General features: G+C 28.6%; 20 protein-coding genes. 15 read left to right on the top strand and 5 right to left on the bottom strand.

Annotation, left to right across the window (positions count from 1 at the left end; all coding sequences use genetic code 11):
* Positions 1–16: 16 nt before the first annotated feature.
* Entirely contained in the window at positions 17–487 is a 471-nt protein-coding gene (locus ACSIGC_RS05230) for an outer membrane beta-barrel protein (protein WP_299681928.1), read from the bottom strand.
* A 227-nt stretch (positions 488–714) separates the two neighbouring features.
* On the opposite strand from ACSIGC_RS05230, the gene ACSIGC_RS05225 reads away from it, so the two are divergent.
* On the top strand, positions 715–1,440 hold the full coding sequence (locus ACSIGC_RS05225) for a hypothetical protein (protein ID WP_442267104.1): 726 nt from the start codon (positions 715–717) through the stop codon (positions 1,438–1,440).
* On the opposite strand, the gene ACSIGC_RS05220 is transcribed toward ACSIGC_RS05225, so the two are convergent.
* The 4 genes from ACSIGC_RS05220 to ACSIGC_RS05205 all read right to left on the bottom strand — a co-directional run bounded on the left by ACSIGC_RS05220 (position 1,420) and on the right by ACSIGC_RS05205 (position 8,018).
* Positions 1,420–4,221: a CHAT domain-containing protein gene (locus tag ACSIGC_RS05220; protein WP_442267103.1), complete on the bottom strand. Its 2,802-nt coding sequence runs from the start codon at positions 4,219–4,221 to the stop codon at positions 1,420–1,422. The genes ACSIGC_RS05225 and ACSIGC_RS05220 overlap by 21 nt on opposite strands.
* 55 nt (positions 4,222–4,276) lie before the next feature.
* Positions 4,277–4,924 carry a hypothetical protein gene (locus ACSIGC_RS05215; RefSeq protein ID WP_442267102.1) on the bottom strand — a complete coding sequence of 216 codons (648 nt, stop codon included), beginning with the start codon at positions 4,922–4,924 and terminating at the stop codon, positions 4,277–4,279.
* A gap of 73 nt (positions 4,925–4,997) precedes the next feature.
* Positions 4,998–5,381 carry a RidA family protein gene (locus ACSIGC_RS05210; protein ID WP_442267101.1) on the bottom strand — a complete coding sequence of 128 codons (384 nt, stop codon included), beginning with the start codon at positions 5,379–5,381 and terminating at the stop codon, positions 4,998–5,000.
* Between the two features lie 24 nt (positions 5,382–5,405).
* Complete coding sequence (locus ACSIGC_RS05205; protein WP_442267100.1) at positions 5,406–8,018, bottom strand: putative LPS assembly protein LptD; 2,613 nt, start codon at positions 8,016–8,018, stop codon at positions 5,406–5,408.
* Positions 8,019–8,169: 151 nt separating this feature from the next.
* Here ACSIGC_RS05205 and ACSIGC_RS05200 point away from each other — a divergent pair, with 151 nt between their 5' ends.
* The 14 genes from ACSIGC_RS05200 to ACSIGC_RS05135 all read left to right on the top strand — a co-directional run bounded on the left by ACSIGC_RS05200 (position 8,170) and on the right by ACSIGC_RS05135 (position 21,240).
* Complete coding sequence (locus tag ACSIGC_RS05200) at positions 8,170–9,528, top strand: N-acetylmuramoyl-L-alanine amidase family protein (RefSeq protein ID WP_442267099.1); 1,359 nt, start codon at positions 8,170–8,172, stop codon at positions 9,526–9,528.
* Between the two features lie 66 nt (positions 9,529–9,594).
* Complete coding sequence (locus ACSIGC_RS05195) at positions 9,595–10,563, top strand: MlaD family protein (protein ID WP_442267098.1); 969 nt, start codon at positions 9,595–9,597, stop codon at positions 10,561–10,563.
* Positions 10,564–10,566: 3 nt separating this feature from the next.
* Positions 10,567–11,166 (top strand): carboxymuconolactone decarboxylase family protein, encoded by a 600-nt coding sequence (locus ACSIGC_RS05190; RefSeq protein ID WP_442267097.1) that lies wholly within the window; start codon positions 10,567–10,569, stop codon positions 11,164–11,166.
* A 15-nt stretch (positions 11,167–11,181) separates the two neighbouring features.
* Positions 11,182–12,498, top strand: coding sequence for a 4Fe-4S dicluster domain-containing protein (locus tag ACSIGC_RS05185; RefSeq protein WP_442267096.1), 1,317 nt, complete (start codon positions 11,182–11,184; stop codon positions 12,496–12,498).
* A 63-nt stretch (positions 12,499–12,561) separates the two neighbouring features.
* A complete protein-coding gene (locus ACSIGC_RS05180) occupies positions 12,562–13,341 on the top strand; it encodes a (Fe-S)-binding protein (RefSeq protein WP_442267095.1) in 780 nt (259 codons plus the stop codon).
* Positions 13,342–13,357: 16 nt separating this feature from the next.
* On the top strand, positions 13,358–13,978 hold the full coding sequence (locus ACSIGC_RS05175; protein WP_442267094.1) for a hypothetical protein: 621 nt from the start codon (positions 13,358–13,360) through the stop codon (positions 13,976–13,978).
* Between the two features lie 10 nt (positions 13,979–13,988).
* Complete coding sequence (locus ACSIGC_RS05170; protein WP_442267093.1) at positions 13,989–14,501, top strand: PH domain-containing protein; 513 nt, start codon at positions 13,989–13,991, stop codon at positions 14,499–14,501.
* Positions 14,494–15,999, top strand: a complete 1,506-nt coding sequence (locus tag ACSIGC_RS05165) for a PH domain-containing protein (RefSeq protein ID WP_442267092.1) — start codon at positions 14,494–14,496, stop codon at positions 15,997–15,999. Before ACSIGC_RS05170 ends, ACSIGC_RS05165 begins: the two co-directional genes overlap by 8 nt.
* Entirely contained in the window at positions 15,990–16,955 is a 966-nt protein-coding gene (menA, locus tag ACSIGC_RS05160) for a 1,4-dihydroxy-2-naphthoate octaprenyltransferase (protein ID WP_442267091.1), read from the top strand. The genes ACSIGC_RS05165 and menA overlap by 10 nt, the downstream gene beginning before the upstream one ends.
* A 40-nt stretch (positions 16,956–16,995) precedes the next feature.
* Complete coding sequence (locus ACSIGC_RS05155; RefSeq protein WP_442267090.1) at positions 16,996–17,673, top strand: metal-dependent hydrolase; 678 nt, start codon at positions 16,996–16,998, stop codon at positions 17,671–17,673.
* A 1-nt stretch (position 17,674) separates the two neighbouring features.
* Positions 17,675–18,193: an SRPBCC family protein gene (locus ACSIGC_RS05150; RefSeq protein ID WP_442267089.1), complete on the top strand. Its 519-nt coding sequence runs from the start codon at positions 17,675–17,677 to the stop codon at positions 18,191–18,193.
* A gap of 4 nt (positions 18,194–18,197) precedes the next feature.
* Positions 18,198–19,238 (top strand): o-succinylbenzoate synthase, encoded by a 1,041-nt coding sequence (locus ACSIGC_RS05145; RefSeq protein ID WP_442267088.1) that lies wholly within the window; start codon positions 18,198–18,200, stop codon positions 19,236–19,238.
* A 6-nt stretch (positions 19,239–19,244) separates the two neighbouring features.
* Positions 19,245–20,225: a CPBP family intramembrane glutamic endopeptidase gene (locus tag ACSIGC_RS05140; RefSeq protein WP_442267087.1), complete on the top strand. Its 981-nt coding sequence runs from the start codon at positions 19,245–19,247 to the stop codon at positions 20,223–20,225.
* A complete protein-coding gene (locus ACSIGC_RS05135) occupies positions 20,215–21,240 on the top strand; it encodes an AMP-binding protein (RefSeq protein ID WP_442267086.1) in 1,026 nt (341 codons plus the stop codon). The genes ACSIGC_RS05140 and ACSIGC_RS05135 overlap by 11 nt, the downstream gene beginning before the upstream one ends.
* Positions 21,241–21,287 lie beyond the last annotated feature (47 nt).

Below are 21,287 nucleotides of genomic sequence, written 5' to 3'. Positions count from 1 at the left end.
AATGTTTCTATTTTTTTTAGAAGTTATATAATAACCCAACACTGAATACAGCTTGGTCAAAGGCACTCAAAATGTATTTAGTTTCAAATACACCTGTTAAAGAAGAAGATAAATCGTAGTTTAATCCACCACCAACATTAAACCCGATTTCAGTTACAGAAGCGCTAATACCTAAAACAGTGGCACTAGATCGAGTTAAGTTTAAACCAGCTAAAGGATAAAAAGAAAGTCCATCTTTATCAGATAAAATATAGTGAGCATCTGCATTGATACCAATAACAGAAGAACTTGCTCCCTGAACACTTTCTCCAAAGAAATAATTGAAAGAAGGTGAAGCACGAAATTTATCTGAAATTCTAAATGAAGCTTTAGCTCCGATTCCAATCTCTGAATTTGTTCCATAAGCAGCTTGAAGTCCAACTTTTGTTTGTGAAAACATTGCTGTTGAAACGATCATAAATAAAATAGTAAATGTTAAATTTTTCATCTTGTTATTTGTTGTTTTACATTACTTAGTGGATGAAAATTTTAGAGGTAAACATTTTTGGAAATTTTTTTAAAAAAAAAGATGAATTAAAAAGAAATTAGATGAATCTGTTTACTTTTTCTTTTTTAAAACATTAAATATTTAGAATAATGATTTGATATAGAGTAAGTCAAGTTTCTAGATGAAAGAGTTCATGTTTCATCTAGAGTCTTTTAAATTTAGTATAAATGAATAAGTCCTCCCTGATTGATAAATATTTTCAAAATATCTTATCAAGAAAAGAAGAAATAATTTTTAATGAATTATTAATAAGTGATAATGAATTTGCTATAGAATTTAGATTTCAAAAAGATGTTAAAGTAGCTTTAGAAATTTTAGAAAGAAGAAGTTTAAAGAAATACTTACGAGAAATAGAGAAAACAAATTTCTATAAAGAAAAAACAAGTTTTTTTTATCTAAAACTTATAGCTTCTATAACATTACTATTTGCTATAGTTAATTTCTCTGAACTTTTTAATTTCAATAAAATAGATCATAAAAGATTATATGCTTCATATTTTACAACTTTTGATAATGTGATTTATGCTATGAATAGAGGAGAAGATGAAAATAATTTAAAAAAAGAAGCTTTTTTAGCTTATGAAAACAAAGAGTTTAATGTCGCGGCTTTTATGTTATTAAATGCTTTTGAAGAAACGCAAGAATCGGATTTATTACTTTATTTAGGAATCTCTTTGTTGGCTTCAGATCAATATGAAAAAGGGCAATCAATTCTGTTGAAGTATTTGCAATTAAATTCTAAATACAAAGTACAGGCTCAATGGTATATCGCATTATCTTACTTAGTATTGAATAAAACAGTTGAATCAAAAAAATATTTACAACAAATTGCAATTGGGCCTCATAAGTTTAAGAAACAAGAGGCAGAATTATTACTTAAAAAAATAAAATAACTTTTTCCTTGCTAAGACAAGAAGTAATAATGGTAAAACTACATATAGAATCCAATAGAAATTATAAGAATTCGCAATAGGTTCTGTATTACCATTAATAACGAAACCAGCCCAAAAGAAAGGATGTTTTAATTCTTTAATACTCTTTTCTAAATAATCTTTTTTAGCATATTGTAAGGCTTGTTTTTTATTTTTACCATCATTTAATTTATTGTAAAAAGAACTCATAATCTCAGCAGAAGATTTGTCGTTCACTTTCCATAAGCTTTTTACTAGAGATTTCGCTCCTGCATATGTGAAAGCTCTGGCTAAGCTGATACTACCTTCTCCATTTTCTAATTTTCCAATTCCTGTTTGACAAGCACTTAAAGCAACTAAATCAGCATTAAGTTTGGTGTTGTAAATATCTTTAATGTACCATAAATTACTTTCATTTTTGGTAGGAGTGAAAGCTAAATAAGAAAAATCAGGGTATTCATCATTAGCGGAAGCATGAGTAGCAAAATGTAAAACCTGATAGTGAGCTAGATCTTTTTCAATATTTTTTAATGTAGCTTTTTTACCAATAATAGTATCCGTTTTAAAATAATTAGCAATATTTTGGACTTCTTTTTTGTTGAAGATTAATGGACTAAAATCTGCTCTTTCATTTGTGTTTTTTGTATTGTAAAACTCAGGAGCAACTGCTAGAATCTTTTTCTTTTGTATATCATCATATTCAATTTGATTCATTTGATCCAATAAAGTGAAAGAATTTCCATAACTAATAGCGAACGATTCTATTGCGTATTTAGTTTTAGAAGATGAAATAGATAATGCTTCAAAAGGTATGTAATGTAAAAAACCATCAGGTAAAATGGTAATATTTGTTTTATTTTTTAATACTTCAGGTATTAGTGTGTTAAAAAGTTGATAAGCTTTTTTATTATCGTATTTACTTTTAAAGTTAGAAACTGTTTGGTAGAAATCTATCAGTTTTTTCTTAAAACTATTAGTGCTTTCAAATCGAAGTAATTCGATCTTGTTTTTTGTAATCGCTAATTGATAAACATGATTTTTACCATAAAGAAAAGAAAGGTTTCCTTCAGTTTCAGATATTTTTTGTGTTACATTATCTAAAGAAATAACTTCATAGTTATATTTTAAATTGTGGTATTTGGGTTGTGTAATCTTAATAGAGTCAAGAAATGAGTTATATATTTCCCTTGCTGTGATTAATTCTTTTTGTTTTTCGGAAGAAGTCTCGGAAGTGTAAATGTCAGTTTCTATTTTCGAAATATCATCTAACAATTGTTGTTCTTTGTCTATTAATTGTTGTGGTATGTTATTAAATTTTACAGCTTTGGTAAGATTTAAAACTTCTAATAATTGAGTCGATTTACTTTTTTCTAGTATATAAAAAGCTTTACTCAGAAGAGAATTATCTTGTGTTTGGTTGAATAATAAGAAGCATTCATTAAGAGCTGTTTCAAAAATAGGATAAACATTATTTATTAAGAATTGTTTATCGTTTTTGTTTTCTAAAGTAGGTTTAATTACATCTAAAATTTCTATACTAAGTAAACTCGTTTGTAAGGCTTCTTTTAAATATTCTAAATCATTATTTGAAGTATAAATTTTGGTCAGTATTTTAGACTTCAAATGTAAAATTTCAATGGTTTTATCATTTGTAAGTATATTGTTTGTAGTAATGTCTTTTATTTTGCTTTCTAGTAAGGTTAGGTTGTTGATTGATAGGTTTATATGGGTTAAAGATTTTTCGTTTTGTTTAGAGTTGAAATAACTTTCTGCTATTTTTTTCTCAATTAATGCAATATCAATATGCTTTTCATGATTACGATAATTTTTGAATAAAGTCAATGATTCTTGATAGTAATTTATAGCTTTTAAATGATCTTCTTTTTTTGCGTAAACATCTCCATATAGTTCAAGAAGAATTTTATAAAAAGGGTCATTTTTTCTATATATCTTTTCTGAATTAGATAAAAGTATAAGCGCTTTTTCTGTGTTGTTAGAGAGTATGTAAGAGTTTATTAATGCTTGATATGAGGTTATTAATGAGTTTTTGTAGTTTTTTTGTTTATAAAATTCTACAATTTCTTCAAGTAAACTGATGCCTTTTCTGTATTGTTTTTGTGAATTATAAATTTTTGCCATGTAGCTTTTCAAAAGCATTTTTCTAGATTCAATATCTTCAAAAAAATGAGGGTGTTTATTTAAAAGTATAGCAGCTTTATCATGAAAATTAATAGCTGAATTATATTTCCCTTCACTTGTGTATATATTGGTTAAAAAAGAATAAACACTACTAAGATTCGTTATATTTTCTTTAGAATCTGTTTTAGCTTTTAAGGATTTGTATAATTCTAAAAAAAGAGGTTTGGCTCTTTTGTAATCTTCTAATTTAAAATAATAATTCGCTTTATTTAAAAGAAAAAGAGGAAGTAAGTTGTTGTAACTATTTGGGGTTAAAGAGTCTTTGTTTTTTACTAATAATTGTTCAAGATTATTTAAGTTATGTTTTAATACAGGTAAATTATAATGATAGTCGCTTACATAAATAATATAAGACAAAATACTAGCTTTACTATCATGCCAATTTTGTTCTTCTGTTAATTTTAATGCCTTGTTGAAAAATAAATAAGCACTGTCTTGATTTGTATATATGTGTTTATAAGCATTTGCTGTGTGTTTTTCAAACTGTTTAGTCTTAACAGAATCGTTTTGTGCGTTAGAAAAAAAATAGAGTAGGAGGAATAAAAAAAGTAGTTTAGCTCTCATAATCCAATTTGGTATGTAGCTAAACTACTAATTATTTAAAGAATAAAGTAATTTATTAATCTATGATAGCATTAATTTCATAAGAAATTACTCTTTCATGTAAAGGAGAAAATTTAGTAATGCTTAATAAAACATTACCTGAAAAATCTTTTTTATCTAGTTGAGCAGCAGGTAATCCTTCAAAATTTTCAGCAGGAAATAACTCTTTGTTATCACTAATAATTTCTCCTTCTTCAGTTTTAATTTGAACAGAAAACTCTTTAATATCTTTATTTAATAAGATAAAATTGTAACTATTTAAAGGTAATCTACAGCTTGTTATTTTTTTTGGGCAAGGTACAGGCGGTGGAGGTAAACTAGGTACTCTTGGGCTAACTTCTAAAAATTTTAAAGCTTTTTCATTTGTCTCAATATCCCTTTGAAGTTTTTCCAATTCTTCAATAAGATCTTCTTCACCTTCCTCGATTTTTAATAATAATTCTTCTTTAGTTTTGTGTTGTTTAGCGATTTTGTTTTCTAAATAAAAAATATGCAAATCCTCTTCATAATAAGTATTGTCATGATTGGGTTCTTCATTTCTTTTAAAGATTGTTGTTTCGCTAAATTCCAGGTTTTCTGCTTGTAAAGTTTCTAATTCACTATTGTTTGAGCACGAAATTATTAAAACTGGCACAATTAGTAACTTGAATAATGATGTTTTCATTTTATGTTAAATTATATGTTCCTGTTTGTTAGTGTAACATAAACTTAAAAGGTTAACATCGGGGGAGAAAAAATTATGATTTAATTGCAATCATACTAATTTCTACGTTAACAAACTTTGGAAGGTTTGCTACTTCAACTGTTTCTCTTGCCGGAGCTGTATCCTCATTAAAGTAAGAGCCATATACTTCATTTATTGCAGAAAAGTTATTCATATCAGAAATAAAAATTGAAGTTTTAACTACGTCTTCAAATGTCATTTCTGCTTCAGTTAAAACAGCTTTCATATTTTCTAGAACTTGTTTAGTCTCTGTTTTAATATCATCTAAAACTAATTCTCCGGTTTCTGGATTAATTGCTATTTGTCCAGAAGTATATAGTGTATTTCCAGTTAAAACAGCTTGATTGTATGGACCTATCGGAGCAGGAGCATTTTTTGTGTTTATAATTTTTTTCATTAGAATAAAGTTGATTTATATTTATTAAAATAATCTTCTATCTGGTGGTTGACGCTTATCCCATTTTAAATCACTTAACATTGATGATTTAACTCCAATAAAAAAGTTATACGAAGTAAAGTTTCCAAATGGAACCCAGTTAAAGTTGAAACGCCAGCTATCTAAATCTCTAGAGAAATTCAAAGTAGTGTAAGAGAAAGCACCATTAAAAATATCGTAAGAAGATCTAAAGTTTACTTTCCATTTTGGTGTTAAGTCAATACTTCCATTAAATCCAACAGTATGGCTTTGAATACCAGCTCTGTTAAATCCATTGTTAGAGTAGCTAGCTGAATAAATAAAACTTAAATTCCAAGGGATTTTAGAGCGATAAAGATCAGCTGTTTTTTCTTTCACTTCTCCTGGTCTTGAAGGTTGCTGAGTTGCAAATCCGTTTATAGCTTGATTATCATTAATACCAAATACATCTGGTGGATTATTCGGATTATTGTTTTTATTCTTATCGTCTTTCTTACTCTTGTCAAAATCGCTACTAGAAAAACTATAGTTTGCTGTTAGTGTAGCATTACTTAATCTGAATAAAGATGCATTAAATTTATCAATTTTAACACCTTCGGGAGTAACTTGGTATGGATCTAAACTACCTGCTAAATTTACAGACATTTTATTTTTGAAAAGTTGAGTACCAGCGGAGAAATTTACATTACTCCATCGTAAACTATCTGCAGCCATATTATAACTTGTATTAAAATTCAAGTTATTTAAAATGGTAATTTTTTTATCTTCTTCGGAATCATCATCTTCCCCAGGTTTTACTTTAGCTTCAAGGACATTATTTAAAGCGAAACTTAAAAGATTTGAAACGCCACTACTTGGTGCACCAAAAATTCCAATACCATCATCAAATGGAGTATAAGTTCTAATCCCTGAACGATCTCTAACTCGTTCTTGAAAAGGAGCTGCGAAATTTGGAGCATAACTCCATGAAATAGTTGGGCGAATTGTATGGCGAATTGCTTTTATTTTTCCTTTAAATTTAAAATCCCCATAAATGTTAGTTGTTAAACCAACTCCAAAGTTATACCTGTTAAAACGTTTAAATCCATTAATTGTATCATTAACTGCAGCACCAACCTCAGGATCAAATCTTTTTTTAATTGTAGCAAAATTCCATACATCTGTATAATTAAAGTTTGGAGATAAAGTGAAATATTTAAATGCTTTTATATTCGTGTTTGCTCTAATTTCATGCTGTACTCCAGCTTTAGCATCTTCAAACATTTTTGATGTAAAGAAATTGTCCTCTTGTGTACTAATACTATATCTACCTTGTAAAGTGTAATTTACCCCTATTTTTTGAAGTGCGTTTTTCTTAACTCCATTTGCTGCAAATGGGTAAATACGATCCATATTTACTTGTAAACTAGGTAAGGTAAGATTTACAATATTATTATTTGAATTTTGACTATGAGTTAATGTCACATTCATATTGAATGGAGTTCCAACAAATTTTTTGTAGTAACTTATAGAGGAGTCAAATGAGTTTCTTAAGTTTTGATTCTGATCAATTTGATTCAACGATTGTCTAAAAAATTGACTACTACTACTCACATTTACTCGAGCTCTTAAGTTAGAGTTCGGACTCGATTTTGGATCTTGTTGATGATTCCAAGTAATGTTAAAATTAGAAGCTTTAGAGAAATCGCTGAAACCTCTAATACTATTGGTTAAGTTTTGAAAACGAATACTTAACCCTCCAGAAAATTTATAACGTAAATTATAATTAGAACTGGCATTTACAGCCCAACTTCCATTGGAATAAATATCACTAGTAAGTTCTAAATCGAAATAATCATTAATAGCAAAATAGTATCCACCATTTTGTAAAAAGAAACCTTGTTGATTGTTTTCTCCCCAAGATGGAATAATAAAACCTGAAGATCTTTTATCAGTTAAAGGGAAATAAGCAAAAGGTAGGTATAAAGGTGTAGGAACATCAGCAATAACTAAATTACTACCGCCAACAATAATTTTTTTACCAGGAACTAATTTTGCTTTGTTTGTAGCGATATGGTAATCTGGTCTATCTTTTTTAGAAGTAGTAAAACGGAGTTTACTCATATAAATGGTAGAATCATTTACCTTTTTAGTTTTTTCACCATAGGTTATAATTTCACCTTGTACGGTTTTTACACCATATACTAATGCTTTCTTTGTTTTGAAGTTAAACAAAATAGAATCTTGCTCAGATTCTTGACCACCTTGTTTAAAAACTGGTCGTTGGGCATAACCTGTACTGTCTTTAATCCCAGTAGCATAAACTGTATTGTTTTTGTAATTGATAATAATTTTCCCAGCTTTTAAGTCAATGTCTCCATAAACTAAATGTGCATTATTATAAAGAGTTACAGTTTTGTTTTTTGCATTTTGAATAGTGTAGTCTTCAGCATCATGTGTAATGATATAATCAATAACCTCTTTAGGTTTAATTATTGAATCCTTTTTAATTGAATCCGATTTAACCTTTGGAACTGTATCTTTTTTTAAAAGATTAGATTTTTTTACTAGAATTTTAGCTGAATCTTTTTTAACTATAGGTCGGTTGGGTATATTGTCTTTTCTTAGTTCTTGAGCCAAGCTATTTTCAAAACAAAAAAAAGATAAAATTAAAAGTATGTACAATGAATTTGCTTTCAATCCGATAAATGCTATTTTTGTGTTTAATAAAAGTATGGCTCAATATTTGGAGTGCCAAATAACAGGAGCCAAAAATAGTTAAATTTTATTGATGCAATTCTTAAAATTCACCAAATATCATATTAATATAAATATAATATTCTTTTTGCTGCTTTTTGTAGGAAGTATAACGGTTTCTTATTCACAAAAAAAATATACTGTAGTTTTAGATGCGGGACATGGAGGTAAAGATCCAGGGAATTTAGGAAATGGTTATAAAGAATCTAAAATAGCATTAAAAGTTGTTTTATTAGTGGGTAAAGCTCTCGAAAAGAAAAATAAAGACATTAATGTTATATATACTAGAAATAAAGATGTTTTTGTTGAATTACACAATAGAGCCAAAATAGCTAATGAAAACAAAGCAGATTTATTTGTATCTATTCATTGTGATTCTTATCGAAGTTCAAAAGCATTTGGTGCAGGAACTTTTGTTTTAGGGTTGAGTGGGAATAGACAAAATTTAGAGATAGCAAAAAGAGAGAATGCTGTAATTAAATTAGAGGATAATTATAAGCAAAATTATGATTATAATCCAGATTCTCCTGAAGCGGTTATAAATTTATCAATTCAACAAGAAGAAAATTTAGATGAAAGTTTGGCTTTTGCACAATTGGTTCAAAATAATTTTTTAAATGCAAAACGTTTTGATAGAAGTGTAAAGCAAAATAACTTTTTGGTACTTAGAGAAACAGTAATGCCAAGTGTGTTAATTGAATTAGGTTTTTTAACAAATAAAGCAGAAGGACGTTTTTTAAATTCTCAAGTAGGGCAAGCCAGAATGGCAAAATCTATATCAGATGCAATAGAAAGATATATACAGCAACTTAAAATGAATACAGTTGGTGAAGAAGTTCAAGTTATAACTCAAAACAAAAAAACTACAGATAAGGTTACTAATACAGTTGAAAGAAAAAAAATATATACGAAAGGAAATACAATAACTAAAAAAGAAATCCCTTTAAAAGCAAGAGAGAAAGAACCAATAACTGTAGCAACTAACTCTAAAGAGAAAACAATTTTAGTTAAAATAAAGCCTGAAAAAGCTAAAGAAAATATTATAGAGAAACAGGAAAAAGTAATAGAAAATACTGCTAATAAAATAGAAACTTCTCGAAAAGAAATAGAACAACCTAAGAAAGAGGAGCCTTCAATAATAGAGTTTAAAGTTCAAATTGCTGCGTCAAGAGAATATTTAACTGACGATAATTTTAATTTCAGAGGTCTTGAAGATGTTGAAGTTTTAGTTATAGATGAATATTACAAATATTACTTTGGTAGTACTGAGAGTTTTAAACAAGTTAAGAAAAATTATACAATAGCAAAAAAAGCAGGTCATAAAGATTGTTTTATCGTAGCTTTTAAAAACGGAAAGAAGATTTCTGTGAAAGAAGCATTAAAGAAACAGTAATTTAGAAAAAATCTATTCTATTCTACCAAAAATAATTAGTAATTTCGTCCATAGTAATTTTTGCTTATGTCAAAAGAACTTAAAACAGGTATAATAGCCTTATCAATTATCGCTCTAGGTATTTGGGGATATAATTTTTTAAAAAGACAAGATGTTTTTCAAAGTGGCGCTCGTCATTTTTTCGTAGAATATGATAATATTAACGGATTAAGCGAGGCAAGCGTTGTAACAATTAATGGGTTACAAGTAGGGAAAGTAGATCAAATAACATTTAATACAGATCCAGAAAAAAAAGGAACTTTATTAGTGAGATTTTCTCTCGAAAATAGTTTTGAGTTTTCTAAAAATAGTGTTGCTAAAATTTATCCAGCTGGATTAATGGGTGGGCAAAATTTAGCTATCATTCCAGATTATACTGGTTCTAAAGCACTATCTGGAGATTTCTTAAAAGGAGAGATAAAGTCAGATTTATTTTCTGCAGTTGGAGAAAAATTTAATCCAATTCAATCTAAATTAGAAAATGTTTTAGTACATGTTGATTCTTTAGTTATGGGTATTAATCAAACTTTAGATAAAAAAGCTAGACAAAGCTTAAACAGAAGTATTATAGGTTTTGAAGGAACTGTATATAATCTTAATAAGACAATGCGTTCTGTAAATCAACTTCTTGAAGATAATAAAGTTAAAGTTAATGTAACTCTTGATAATACAAAGAAAATTACAGAAGATGTATCTAAAATTACCGAAGATTTAGCTAAAGCTGAATTAGGAAAAACTATAAAAAAACTTGAAGGAACTATTGATAATGTTAATGGTTTATTAACTGGAATGAAAAAGGGTAATGGAACATTAGGTAAATTAGTTTCCGATGATAAATTATATACTAATTTAACTAATGCTACAAAAGAAATGGAAGAGTTGCTAAGGGAAATGAAATTAAACCCTAAACGTTTTGTTCACTTTTCGTTGTTTGGTAAAAAAGCAAAGCCTTATAATGAAGAGAATAACAACAATAACGTGAGTAACGATAAATAATTAATGAGTTGGATTGATATTATTCCTTTTGATAAAGCACAAGGAAAACTTAAACGTTTATATGAACGTGTAACTGGCCCAAATAACAATGTAGATAATATAATGCTTGTTCATAGTTTAAGACCTAACACTATGGAAGGGCATATGGCTATTTACAAAAAAGTTTTGCATCATAGTGAAAACACATTGCCTAAATGGTATTTAGAAACTATAGGGGTTTATGTGAGTATGTTAAATCATTGTAATTATTGTATAGATCATCATTTTGAAGGACTTAAAAAATTAATGCAAAATGATGAAAAGGCTAATCAAATCAAAAAGGGTTTGATAAATAACACCTTTGAAGGACTAACTACAGCTTATACAGAAGGTTTAAAATATGCAGAAAAGCTTACCTTAAAACCTTTTTCACTTGAAAAAGTAGATATTCAAAAACTTAAAGAAAATAAAATTTCAGATGGAGAAATTTTAGAAATAAATCAAGTAGTAAGCTATTTTAATTACGCAAACAGAACTGTTTTAGGATTAGGAGTAACTACTGAAGGAGATATTTTAGGTTTATCACCTAATAGTTCTCAAGAAGACAATTGGAAACATCAATAACTAACAAATAAGGAAATGGAGAAATACGTACCAAACATTTTTTTTGCATTTATTTTAATCGCAGGTATAGGGTATTTTGTGATGAATGTTCGAAAGTTAATTCGTAACATTAAATTAGGAAAGGATATAGATCGAACGGATAGGAAACCTGAACGTTGGAAAAACATGGCTAAAATAGCCTTAGGACAATATAAAATGGTTCGCAGACCATTATCAGGAATTCTTCACATTGTAGTTTATTTAGGTTTTATACTCATTAATATTGAAGTTCTCGAAATTGTTATCGATGGTTTATTTGGAACACATCGTGTATTTCAACCTTTATTGGGTAATGGGATTTATGGATTCTTAATCGGAACTTTTGAAGTTTTATCTGTACTAGTATTAGTTGCAGTAATTGTATTCTGGTTCAGAAGAAATATAGAAAGAATTAAACGTTTTTGGAGTGCAGAAATGCAAGGTTGGCCAAAGAATGATGGTAATATTATTTTATATTTTGAAATCGTATTAATGTCATTGTTTTTAGTAATGAATGCTACAGATATTCCTTTTCAAGAAGCTGGAGCAGGTAATATAATTTCTCAATTTATAGCACCATGGTTTCATGATTTTTCTCACGAAACTTTACATACAATTGAGAAAACTGCTTGGTGGTTACACATCGTAGGTATTTTAATTTTCTTAAACTACTTGTATTATTCTAAGCATTTACATATTCTGTTAGCTTTCCCAAATACATTTTTTGCAAACTTAAAACCAAAAGGAGAGTTTACTAATTTAGAATCTGTAACTAACGAAGTTAAAATGATGATGGATCCTAGCGCAGATCCTTACGCAATGCCAGAAGATGGAACAGAGGAAGAAGTGCCAGAGAAATTCGGCGCATCTGATGTTGCAGATTTAAACTGGGTTCAATTAATGAATGCATATACATGTACAGAATGTGGTCGTTGTACATCATCTTGTCCAGCAAACTTAACTGGTAAAAAATTATCACCTCGTAAGATTATGATGGATACTCGTGATCGTTTAGAGGAAGTAGGAAAAAATATTGATGCTAATAATGGTGAGTTTAAACCAGATGGAAAACAGTTATTAGATGATTATATCACAAGAGAAGAGCTTTGGGCTTGTACAAGTTGTAATGCATGTGTACAAGAATGTCCAGTAAATATCGATCCTTTATCAATTATCATGGATATGAGAAGATATTTGGTAATGGAAGAATCTGCTGCTCCACAAGAGTTAAATATGATGATGACAAACATCGAAAACAACGGAGCGCCATGGCAGTATAGTCAAATGGATAGATTAAACTGGAAAGATGAATAGACAAATGTCTGTTTATCGAGATTATTAAAATTACACATCAACTTTATTAAACAATACAATATTATGAACGTACCAACAATGGCAGATATGATGGCTCAAGGAAAACAACCAGAAGTGTTGTTTTGGGTTGGAGCAGCTGGAAGTTATGATGATAGAGCTAAAAAAATCACAAAATCTTTTGTGAAAATTTTACAGCAAGCTAATGTTGATTTCGCGGTATTAGGTACTGAAGAAAGTTCTACTGGTGATGCAGCAAAAAGAGCAGGAAATGAGTTTTTATTTCAAATGCAAGCAATGACAAATATTGAAATTTTAAATGCTTACGAAGTAAAAACAATAGTAACTTGTGATCCTCACTCTTTCAATACATTAAAAAATGAATATCCTAGTTTAGGAGGAAAATACGAAGTATATCATCATACACAATACATTAATAAATTAGTAGCAGAAGGTAGGTTATCTATTGGAAGTGAAAACTTAAAAAATAAAAGATTAACATACCACGATCCTTGCTATTTAGGTCGTGCTAATGATGTGTATGAAACTCCACGTGATTTAATTCGTCAGTTAGGTGTAAAATCTACAGAAATGAAACGTCACAAGTCAACAGCTTTATGTTGTGGAGCAGGAGGAGCACAAATGTTCAAAGAACCAGAAAAAGGTGATATGGATATTAATATTCTTCGTACAAAAGATGCTTTAGAAACTAATCCTGAAATTATAGCAACAGGTTGTCCGTATTGTAATACAATGATGACTGATGGTGTAAAGTTTCATTTGAAAGAAGATCAAATTGTTGTAAAAGATATCGCTGAGCTTATTGCAGAAGCAAATAATCTATAAAATTTATAAAATCGTTATGAAAAAGAAAATTTTACTGTTAGGTGTTTTATTCCTTACACTTATTACAAATGCACAAGAAAGTGCTTTAGATAAAATATCCAAAGAGACTTGTGAGTATCTTACCAAAATCAACAATATGAATCTTTCTGGTAATCAAAAAAGTACCGAGTTGGGATTGTATATGGTAAAACTTTATAGTAAATATAAAGAGGATTTAAAAGAAGAAGGAATTGTAGTTGATTTTTCTAGAGGAAAAGAAGGAGGTGCTGAATTTGGAAAAAAAATAGGAATGAATATGGTAAACTTTTGTCCTGATGTCTTAATAGCTTTAGCAAATGAAGAAGATGGAAAAGAAGAAAAAGATGAAGATAATTTTTCTGAACTTTCTTTTTTAGAAGGAGAGATAAAGAAAATTTCTGGTGAAGAATTATATGTCATAGAAATTAAGGATACCTTAGGGAAAACTCAGAAGTTCTTATGGTTAAATAATTTCGAAGGATCAGATGAGCTTATAGAGCTAGGAAAGAAATCAAAAGGGAAAAAAGTAAAAATATTTTATGAAGACATAGAGTATTTTTCACCAAAATTACAAGAATACATTGTTAGAAAGAAAGTATCTAAAGTAGAGTTTTTATAAAGCTTAAAGTATGGAAGATCAATTTCAAAATAATGAAGTCAATAACTTTCCAGATATTTCAAGTGTAACTTTTACAAGAATCGAGAAATCGTATTTTAAAGTAGCATTACTAAGTGTTTTTTCGTATTTCTTAGTAATAGTTCCAGTTCTAATCTTGTTTTTAGAGAAAGTAATACGAAAAAAAGAGCCAGATTTTCCGTTCTATTTATACATGCTAATTTTGCTAATTATTGTTGTTTATATGTTGAATCTAATTTTAGGTTTCCCAAAACGACAATATGTAGTAAGAGACAAAGATCTTACTTATAAAAGTGGTTTTTTAACTAGAAAAATGGTTACAGTTCCTTTTTCAAGAATTCAACATGTAGAGATAGATGAAGGAATGTTTTCTCGTTTATTTAAGTTAGCTACACTAAGTGTTTATACTGCAGGTGATAGTAGTGATGATCTTGAAATAAAAGGTTTAACAAAAGAAAAAGCAATTCAAATCAAAGAGTTTATTAGTAGTAAGATTAATGAGTAATGAAATAAACTTTTCGGAATTCAGCAGACAATCTCTTAAAGGAGTTTTAATAATCTCAGGAAAATTTCTTTTTCAATTACTAAAAGGAACTTGGGTTGTTTTTCTTGTTTTTATAACAAAAGCCTCAAAAATATCATCTATCGACGCTATTTATTTTTATGCAATGATAGTTCTTCTGTTACTTTTTGTTGTAATAAGGTCTTATTTAGTTTACAGAAATTTTAAATTTAAAATCGATGGAGATTATTTTGTTTTAAAAAACGGAATAATTGCAAAAAAGAATACAGCTATTGCTTTTGATAGAATTCAGAATGTAAATTTTTCTCAAAACTTAATTCATCAGTTAATTAATGTTTATCAAGTTGATTTAGAAACAGCAGGATCAGATAAAACTGAAATTTCAATTAAAGCGTTATCATTGTCTGATGCGAAAGCATTACGACAAAAGATTACTTCAGGAAGAAGTATAGGAAACGAAGAAATTGTTGTAGAAGAAACAGAGAAAGAAAAACCATTATTAACTATTGATGTTAAAAGTTTATTGAAAGTTAGTATCTCTGAAAATCATTTTCAAAGTTTATTATTACTCATTGCTTTTTTGTTTGGTTTTTATCAGCAAGTCGAAGATGTTTTCAAGAACTTTATAGGTGAAGAAATTTTAAAAAACTATTTAAGTAAAGGAAAAGATATTTTATTAGGTAGTTTCTTATTATTAATTATAGTCTTAATTCTTTTATCTATAGTTGCTGTAATTACTTCTTTTATTCGTGTGTTTTTACGTCATTTTAACTTGAGTTTTTCTATAAAAAATCAGGCTTTTGAAATTAAACAAGGATTGGTTAATAAAAAAGCGATCATTCTAAAAAGAGATAAAGTTCAACACATAAAAATTACAACAAACCCATTAAAAAGAATGATGGGTATTTCTTATGTGGTTTTTAAACAAGCGATTAGTGGTAAAGTAAAAAAAACAGATAAGCAAATTAAGATTGTTGGCTGTAAAGAGGAACATTTAGACAAAATAAAAACGACTCTTTTTTCATCTTTTGATTTTAATGATGTTCTTAAAGAGAAACCACATTGGTATTTTACATATCGAATTATATTAAGAAACTTTCTTTTTTTAGCGTTTTTTAATACGTTTCATTACTTTATTTTCGACGGTATAAATCAAATATATTTGAATCTGTTATTAATCCCAATTTTAGGATTAATGATATTTAAAAGAGTAAAAAAGACATTTTTCAAGGCAACAGACAAATTAATTTTAGTAGGAGGAGGAATAATAGAAACTAGCGAAACATATTTAGAATTATTTAAGGTTCAAAATGTGAAAATGAAACAAACAATTTTTCAAAGAAGAAGAAAAATAACCGATATAATTTTACAAACTGCTTCTGGAAAAATAAAGATTCCAAGCATTACTATGGAAAGAGCAAATGAATTGTATAATCATATTTTATATAAAGTAGAAACGAGTACAAAAGAATGGATGTAAAAAGTTATATAAAAGCAGCAAGATTACGAACATTACCACTTTCAATCTCAGGAATTATAGTTGGAAGTTTTTTAGGAATTTGGCAACCTTTGCATACTAAAGTTAGTCTGTTGAGTAGCTCAGATGAGACTACATTTGTAGTGCGTCATATCGATATTTATTCTTCTTTAAGTATTTTTCTTTTAGCTATTCTAACCACAATAGGTTTTCAAGTATTATCCAATTTTGCAAACGATTATGGAGATGGAATAAAAGGAACTGATAAAAATAGAGAAGGAGAAGCACGTATGGTTGCATCTGGAGCAATAACACCAGAACAAATGAAAAGAGCTATGATCGTAACTGCTATTATTACTTTAATTGTTGCTGTTACCTTAATTTATGTAGCATTTGGAAAAGATAATTTTATGTATTCTTTGCTGTTTTTCGGTTTAGGAATTACATCAATTGTAGCGGCTATTAAATACACAGTAGGTAAATCTGCGTATGGTTACAGTGGGTTTGGTGATATATTCGTTTTTCTTTTCTTTGGTTTGCTAGCGGTTGTTGGAACCTATTTTTTATATACCAAAGAAATCAATTTTACCATTTTTCTCCCAGCGTTTTCTGTTGGGTTATTAAGTACAGCTGTACTTAATTTAAATAATATGAGAGATCGTATTAATGATGAAAAATCAGGGAAAAATACTATTGTAGTAAAAATAGGAGCAGAGTTCGCTAAATATTATCATTACTACCTTATAGTTTCATCGTTTTTATTCTCTTTCTTATATATAGGAATTCACTATAGAACACCATGGCAGTTCTTATTTTTAGTAGCTTACATTCCTTTAACTAAGCATTTACTATTTGTGTATAAGAACGAGAATGAACCTTTATTAGACGGAGAGTTAAAGAAAGTAGCATTAAGTACTTTTTTATTTGCGATTCTTTTTGGTCTAGGTAACGTTTTGTAATTTTACTTACGCTACAAAAACAAACAACAATTTAAAAAATATGAAGATTACATTTTACGGTCATGCTTGTTTCGGAATAGAAATTAACGGGACTAACATTATAGTTGACCCGTTTATTACCGGAAATCCTTTAGCAAAAGACATCGATATAAATTCAATTAAAGCAGATTATATTTTAGTAACACATGCTCATCAAGATCATGTTTTAGATGTAGAGGTTTTAGCAGAGAGAACTGGAGCTACTATTGTTTCTAATTACGAAATCGTAATGTATTATGGAGCAAAAGAGTTAAAAGGACATCCAGTAAATCATGGAGGAACTTTTAAAACAGAGCATTTTTCAGCTAAATATGTAAATGCTATTCATACATCTTCATTTGCAGATGGTTCTTACGGTGGTCAGCCAGGTGGTTTTGTAATTACTGCAGGAGATAAATCGTTATATATTGCTGGTGATACAGCGGTAACAATGGACATGAAATTAATTCCGATGACGACTAAATTAACAGCTTCAGTTTTTCCAATCGGAGATAATTTTACAATGGGAATTACAGATGCGATTATAGCAAGTGATTTAGTTGAGTGTAATTCAGTAATTGGATGTCATTTCAATACTTTTCCACCAATTGAAATTGATGTAGATAATGCTAAACAACAATTTTCAGATGCAGGAAAAGAATTAAGTATTATAGAAATCGGAGCTTCAATAACAATCTAATATGAAAAGAATTAAAATAATTTTAGGAGTAATTGTAGCTTTAACCATTGTATTTTTTGCAACAGGACTTTTCTTTAAAGAAACAACTTACACAACTCAGATCACAGTAAATAAACCAATAGATGAAGTTTTTTCATTGTTTAATGATACTTCTAAAATAAAAAACTGGATTCCAGATGTACAATCAATAGAAGCTATTGATGAAAAACCTGAGAAAACAGGAAGTACTTATAAAATGGTTGTAAAGAATAATAATGGTGAAGAAATTGCTTTAGAAGAAAAAGTAATTGCTTTTGTACCTAACGAGAAAGTGACTTTACGATTTAAATCGCCAACAATGTTAAAAACGGATGATTACGTTTTTAGTTTTACTGATGGAAATACTACAATTCAAAATAGTTCGAGATGTATCGGTGGTTCTTATATTTTAAGTTGTCTGTTTCCTTATTTTAAAGGAAAATTACAAAGTATCGATCAAGAATACTTAAATAATTTTAAAGCTTTCATAGAAAAAAACTAAGAGATTGATTCAAGCTAAATTTCAAAAATATACTTTAGAGTTTAAACGTCCGAGTGGTACTTCAAGAGGTGTTTTAAGAGTAAAAGAAACGTATTTACTTCTTTTAAATGAAGGTGAGAAGCAAGGAATTGGAGAATGTGGAGTGTTTAAAGGTTTAAGTGCTGATGATAGACCAGATTATGAAGACAAGTTAATTTGGACTTGTAATAATATTAATTTAGGTTTAGAGAAATTATTAGAAGAACTTATCGAATTTCCTTCCATTCAAATTGGTGTTGAACAAGCTTTTTTATCACTAAATTCTCAAGATAAGTTTGAATTATTTCCTTCTGATTTCACACAAAAGAAAGATCCAATTTCAATTAATGGATTAATTTGGATGGGTGATGCAGATTTTATGAAATCTCAAATTCAAGACAAATTAAATGAAGGCTTTTCTTGTATAAAAATGAAAATTGGTGCAATTAATTTTGAAGAAGAATTAGCATTATTAAAAAGTATTAGAAAAGAATTTTCTTCGAAAGAAATTGAATTGCGCGTAGATGCGAATGGAGCTTTTGCACCAAATGAAGCATTAGGGAAATTAAGGCGTTTGTCTGAGTTAGAATTACATTCTATAGAACAACCGATAAAACAAGGTCAATATGAAGAAATGGCAAAACTGTGTGAGAAAACTCCTTTACCAATTGCCTTAGATGAAGAATTGATTGGTGTTTTTTCTACTGAAGAAAAGAAAAAGCTTATTCAAAATATTAATCCGCAATACATTATTTTAAAACCTACTTTAGTTGGTGGATTTAAAGGAAGTCAAGAATGGATTGATATTGCAGAACATAATAATATCGACTGGTGGATTACTTCTGCTTTAGAAAGTAATATTGGTTTAAATGCCATTGCACAGTGGACATATACTTTAAAAAATAAAATGCCTCAAGGCTTAGGAACTGGAAGCTTATTTACAAATAATTTCGATAGTCCATTAGAGGTGAAAAATGGGAAATTACAATACAATACAACTTTGGATTGGAATTTTAATTTAAAATAAAATACAATGAATTACATTCAGCAAGCATTTAAAGGAAGAAACGAATGGTATTTATACCTAATTAGTATTTTCTTAGTTTTATTCGGTTGGCAAATTATAGGTGGAATTCCATTATTAATTTCAGCCGCAATTTTCTCTGATGATATGGGAGATTTTGCTAAAGCTGCTGAAAATAATTTTTTAGGAATAGGTATCGATAGTAATTTATACCTCTTCCTAATGATTTTAATGTTTATTTTTGGATTACTCGCATTAATTGTTTGTATAAAATATATACACAAAAGAAAGTTCACAACCTTAGTTACTTCAAGAAAAAAAATAGATTGGAAACGCTTTTGGTTCGCATTTGTAATTTGGGCAGTTGTAGCAATTGTTATTACCGCTGTAGGAATTTTAATCTCTCCAGAAAATTATACATGGAATTTTAAACCAGTACCTTTTTTTACATTAGTATTAGTTTCTTTTCTGTTTTTACCTTTTCAAACTAGTTTCGAAGAGTTACTGTTTAGAGGATATTTATTACAAGGATTTGGAGTTCTTTTTAAAAATAGATGGGTGCCGCTTATCATAACATCTGTGGTTTTTGGATTATTACATGGAGCTAACCCAGAAGTTGAAAAACTAGGATACATCAGTATGGTTTTTTATATCGGAACAGGTTTGTTTTTTGGAATGTTAACACTTTTAGATGAAGGAACAGAGCTTGCTCTAGGATTTCATGCAGCGAATAATATTATAGCTGCAGTATTTGTAACAGCGAATTGGACTGTTTTTCAAACAGAAGCCTTGTATGTAGATCATTCAGAACCTTCTGTTGGTATAGAAATGTTTTTACCAGTATTTGTAATATATCCAGCTGTAATTTTCTTTTTGTCGAAAAAATATGGTTGGACAAATATGAAAGATAAACTATTCGGAAATATTACTGTTCCTGTTGCACAAGAAAATATTATTGACATAAAAGGTGTAGAGGAAAATGCATCTTAATTTTAAATTGAATGGAATTTCTTTTCAGTCTGAAGAGGAATTAATAGCATATTCAAAAACAATTTCAAAGAGTATATATTCTTTCTTTGTAGATTGGTTCAATCAAGAAGATTATTTAGTAGTAACAACTTCTGGTTCTACAGGAAAACCTAAACCAATTTCTTTGAAGAAAGAGTTTATGAAAAACTCTGCAATAGCTACTGGAAACTTTTTCAATGTAAAAGAAGGTACAAAAGCATTATTATGTCTTTCTGCAGATTATATTGCTGGCAAAATGATGTTGGTTAGAGCATTAACATTAGGTTGGTCGCTTGATGTTGTAAGTGTAGATTCTAATCCACTTTCAAAGACAAAAGAAGATTATGATTTTTCAGCAATGGTTCCAATGCAATTGCAAAATTCTTTACAGCATTTACATCGTATAAAAAAAATAATTGTTGGTGGTGGAGTAGTTTCTAATGCATTAATAAATAAAATTCAGGATAATCAAACTCAGATTTTTGCAACTTATGGAATGACAGAAACCATTACACATATTGCTGTAAAAAAATTGAATGATTTTAATGAAAAACCAGTTTTTTACCAAAGTTTACCTAATGTAGAAATCGGTATAGATCATCGAAATTGTTTGGTTATTAAGGCTCCAAAAGTATCAGATGAATTGGTGGTGACAAATGATGTGGTTCGGTTAATTTCAGATAATCAATTTGAATGGTTGGGTAGGTTTGATAATATTATTAATTCTGGAGGAGTAAAGCTAAGCCCAGAAAAAATAGAAGAAAAATTATCACAAATAATTCATGGTAGATTCTTTGTAATTGGTCTTCCAGATGAAACTTTAGGAGAAAAGTTAATTCTTATTGTAGAAGGAGAAAAATATGATCTTTCGCTATCTAGTGTAAAAGGTTTATCAAAATATGAAATTCCAAAAGAAGTACATTTTTTACCTAATTTTATAGAAACAGAAACTCAAAAAATTCAGCGTAAAAAAACGCTCGAAAAACTCAAATTATAATTCAAATTAATCTTTTCGAGAGCTTAAAATAGGAAATTACCGCTAAC

It is taken from the genome of Tenacibaculum aquaeponti, from assembly GCF_052084715.1.
Classification (GTDB): Bacteria; Bacteroidota; Bacteroidia; order Flavobacteriales; family Flavobacteriaceae; genus Polaribacter.
The sequence above is the reverse complement of the archived record's forward strand: the minus strand, read 5'-3'. Positions and strand labels throughout refer to the sequence as shown.